The organism is Phenylobacterium sp. (assembly GCF_020253645.1).
Taxonomy (GTDB): Bacteria; Pseudomonadota; Alphaproteobacteria; order Caulobacterales; family Caulobacteraceae; genus Phenylobacterium.
In genome coordinates, this window is the sequence record NZ_JADCBG010000109.1 from 1 (window position 1) to 3,519 (window position 3,519).

Genomic DNA, 3,519 nt, shown 5'->3' on the forward strand with positions numbered 1-3,519 from the left:
AAAGGTGTTCCCGGTGGCGACCCTGCGCGCCGCCGCGGCCCTGGGCTTCGCCGGGCTCTCCGTGCGCGAGGATGTCGGCGGCTCGGGCCTCGGCCGGCTGGATGCAGCCCTGGTCTTCGAAGAGCTGAGCCGGGGCGATGTGTCCGTGGCGGCCTACATCTCCATCCACAACATGGTCTCGTGGATGATCGACCGGTTCGGCAACGACGCCCAGCGCCAGCGCTGGCTGCCCCGGCTGGCGACCATGGAGCTGCTCTCCAGCTATTGCCTGACCGAGCCGGGGGCGGGGTCGGACGCGGCCTCCCTCGCCACCCGGGCCGAGCGGGACGGCGACGACTATGTCCTGACCGGCGCCAAGGCCTTCATCTCCGGGGCCGGGACCTCGGGGCTCTACCTGGTCATGGCCCGCACGGGGGAGGGCGGCGCCCGGGGCGTCTCGGCCTTCGTGGTGGAGGCGGGGACGCCGGGCCTGTCCTTCGGCGCCCAGGAGCGCAAGATGGGCTGGAACGCCCAGCCCACCGCCATGGTCCACTTCGACGGGGTGCGGGTGCCGGCGGCGAACCGGATCGGCGCCGAGGGCGAGGGTTTCCGCTTCGCCATGGCCGGCCTCGACGGCGGGCGCATCAACATCGCCGCCTGCTCCCTGGGCGGGGCGGGCCTGGCCCTCGACACCGCCCGCGCCCACCTCGCTGCCCGGCGCCAGTTCGGCCGGCCGCTGGCGGACTTCCAGGCCCTCCAGTTCCGCCTCGCCGACATGGCCACCGAGCTGGAGGCCGCCCGCCTGATGGTGCGCCGCGCCGCCTTCGCCCTGGACGCCGGCGACCCCTCCGCCACCCTCTACTGCGCCATGGCCAAGCGCTTCGCCACCGACGGCGGCTTCGACATCGCCAACCAGGCCCTCCAGCTGCATGGCGGCTATGGCTATCTGCGGGACTATCCCCTGGAGCGGATCGTGCGCGACCTGCGGGTCCACCAGATCCTGGAAGGCACGAACGAGATCATGCGGGTCATCATCAGCCGGGAGATTCTGGGACGATGAGCGAGGAGATCATTGCCGGAAGGGAAGGGGGACTGGGGAGGCTCACCCTGAACCGCCCCCAGGCCCTCCATGCCCTCACGACCGTTATGTGTTCGACCTGCATAACGGCCCTCCTGGACTGGAAGGACGATCCGGCCGTCGAGGCCGTGCTGATCGACCATTCCGGCGAGCGCGGCTTCTGCGCCGGCGGCGACATCCGCATGCTGGCCGAGAGCGGGGCCTCCGACGGCCGCCTGGCGCGCGCCTTCTTTTTCACCGAGTACCGATTGAATCATTTGCTCTTTTCCTATCCGAAGCCGGTCATCGCGGTGATGGACGGGATCACCATGGGCGGCGGCGTCGGCCTCTCGGCGCCGGCCCGCTGGCGCATCGCCACCGAGCGGACCACCTTCGCCATGCCGGAGACCGGGATCGGCCTCTTCCCGGACGTCGGCGGCGGCTGGTTCCTGCCCCGTCTGCCCGGCCGGATCGGCCTCTGGCTCGCCCTGACCGGGGCCCGGATCAAGGCCGCCGACTGCCTCCACGCGGGCCTGGCGACGCACCATGTGCCCTCCGAACGGCTCCCCGAGCTGAAGGCGGCGCTGGCGGAAAATCCGAGTGATATCGAGGCCCTGCTGGCGCAGTTTCATGTGGATCCGGGCCCCGCGCCGGTCGACGCGCACCGCGCCGAGCTCGACGCCGCCTTCGGCGAGGTCTCGGTGGAGGCCATCGTCGCGGCGCTGGAGACCGGCTCCGACTGGGCCCGCGTCCAGGCCGAGGCCCTGAAGACCAAGTCCCCCCAGACCCTGAAGGTCGCCTTCCGCCAGCTGGCCCTCGGCCTCGCCGCCCCCGACTTCGCCGCCAACATGGCCATGGAGTACCGGATCGGCGCCCGGGTCGTTCAGCGCCACGACTTCCTGGAGGGCGTGCGCGCCGTCATCGTCGACAAGGACAACGCCCCGAAGTGGGACCCGGCGACGCTGGAGGGCGTGGGCGAGGACCTCCTGGACGCCATCTTCGCCCCCCTCCCGGCGGACCAGGAATGGTCGCCCCTGGAAAGGACATCGCAATGACGCGCATCGCCTTCATCGGCCTGGGAAACATGGGCGGCGGCATGGCCGCGAGGCTGGTCGGCGCGGGGCATGAGGTCACCGCCTTCGACCTCTCGGCGGAGGCCCTGGCGCGGGCTGCGGGCCGCGGCTGCACGCCGGCCGCCAGCGTCCGGGAGGCCGTGGCTGGCGCTGAAGCCGTGATCACCATGCTGCCCGCCGGCCCGCAGGTGAGGGCGGTCTATGAGGGCGAGATCCTGGGCCAGGCCCCCGCCGGCGCCCTGCTCATCGACGCCTCGACCATCGACGTGGAGACCGCCCGCGCGGTGGCGCAGAAAGCGGCCGAGGCGGGCTATGTCTTCGCTGACGCCCCGGTCTCCGGCGGCACGGCGGGCGCCGAGGCCGGGACCCTGGCCTTCATGGTCGGCTGCGACGCGGACCGCTTCGCCGCCATCGAGGCCCTGCTGGCGCCCATGGCCCGGGCGGTCCTGCGGGCCGGCGACCACGGGGCGGGGCAGGCCGCCAAGATCTGCAACAACATGCTGCTGGGCATCTCGATGATCGGGACCTGCGAGGCCTTCGCCCTGGCCGAGCGCCTGGGCCTGGAGCCGGACAGGTTCTTCGACATCGCCTCGAAGTCCTCCGGCCAGTGCTGGTCCCTGACCAGCTATTCGCCCTGGCCCGGCCAGGTGGAGACCGCGCCCTCCAACCGCGACTATGCCGGCGGCTTCGCCGTGGCCATGATGCTGAAGGACCTCAAGCTGGCCCAGGCCGCAGCGGCCGCCAGCGGCGCCTCCACCCCCCTGGGGGCCCAGGCCGAGGCCCTCTACGCCCTCTGGGACCGCCAGGGGAACGGCGGGCGGGATTTTTCCTCCATGCTCCAGTTCCTGAGGGGAGGGACTTGATCCGGAGCCTTGCAGTCGCGATTTGACCTGCATCATGACGCCAGCGTCAGGTTGGCTGGACATTGATTGCGCCGGGGTGCAAAAGTCCGCCGGTTTTTGTTGGGTTTTCGGCCCGGGTTCGCCGCCCGGCCTGCTGGGATCAGAGCCATGGATTACAAGGCCGCCTTCGCCGATGCGCTGGACAAGGTCCGGGCCGAGGGGCGCTACCGGGTCTTCGCCGACCTGAAGCGCCATCGCGGCCGCTTTCCGAACGCCACCTGGACCCGTCCCGACGGCTCGACCTCCGAGGTCGTGGTCTGGTGCTCCAACGACTACCTGGCCCAGGGCGAGAACCCCGTCGTCCTCGACGCCATGAAGGCGGCCATCGACGAGGCCGGCGCCGGCTCCGGCGGCACCCGCAACATCTCGGGCACCACCCGCTATCACGTGGAGCTGGAGCGCGAACTGGCCGACCTGCACGGCAAGGAATCGGCCCTCCTGTTCACGTCGGGCTACGTCTCCAACGAGGCCTCGCTGTCGACCCTCTACAAGATCCTGCCCGGCCTGA

Annotated in this window: 4 protein-coding genes; all 4 read left to right on the forward strand. The window is 71.2% G+C overall.

The window, feature by feature from the left end:
* On the forward strand, nt 1-1,039 hold a 1,039-nt coding region (locus INE98_RS07655), incomplete at its 5' end, for an acyl-CoA dehydrogenase family protein (protein ID WP_293537899.1).
* Complete coding sequence (locus tag INE98_RS07660) at nt 1,036-2,091, forward strand: enoyl-CoA hydratase/isomerase family protein (protein WP_293537901.1); 1,056 nt, start codon at nt 1,036-1,038, stop codon at nt 2,089-2,091. The genes INE98_RS07655 and INE98_RS07660, both read left to right, overlap by 4 nt.
* A complete protein-coding gene (gene mmsB, locus INE98_RS07665; RefSeq protein ID WP_293537903.1) occupies nt 2,088-2,972 on the forward strand; it encodes a 3-hydroxyisobutyrate dehydrogenase in 885 nt (294 codons plus the stop codon). The genes INE98_RS07660 and mmsB overlap by 4 nt, the downstream gene beginning before the upstream one ends.
* 147 nt (nt 2,973-3,119) lie before the next feature.
* Nucleotides 3,120-3,519: aminotransferase class I/II-fold pyridoxal phosphate-dependent enzyme (locus INE98_RS07670; protein WP_293537905.1), on the forward strand; the 400-nt coding region annotated here is incomplete at its 3' end.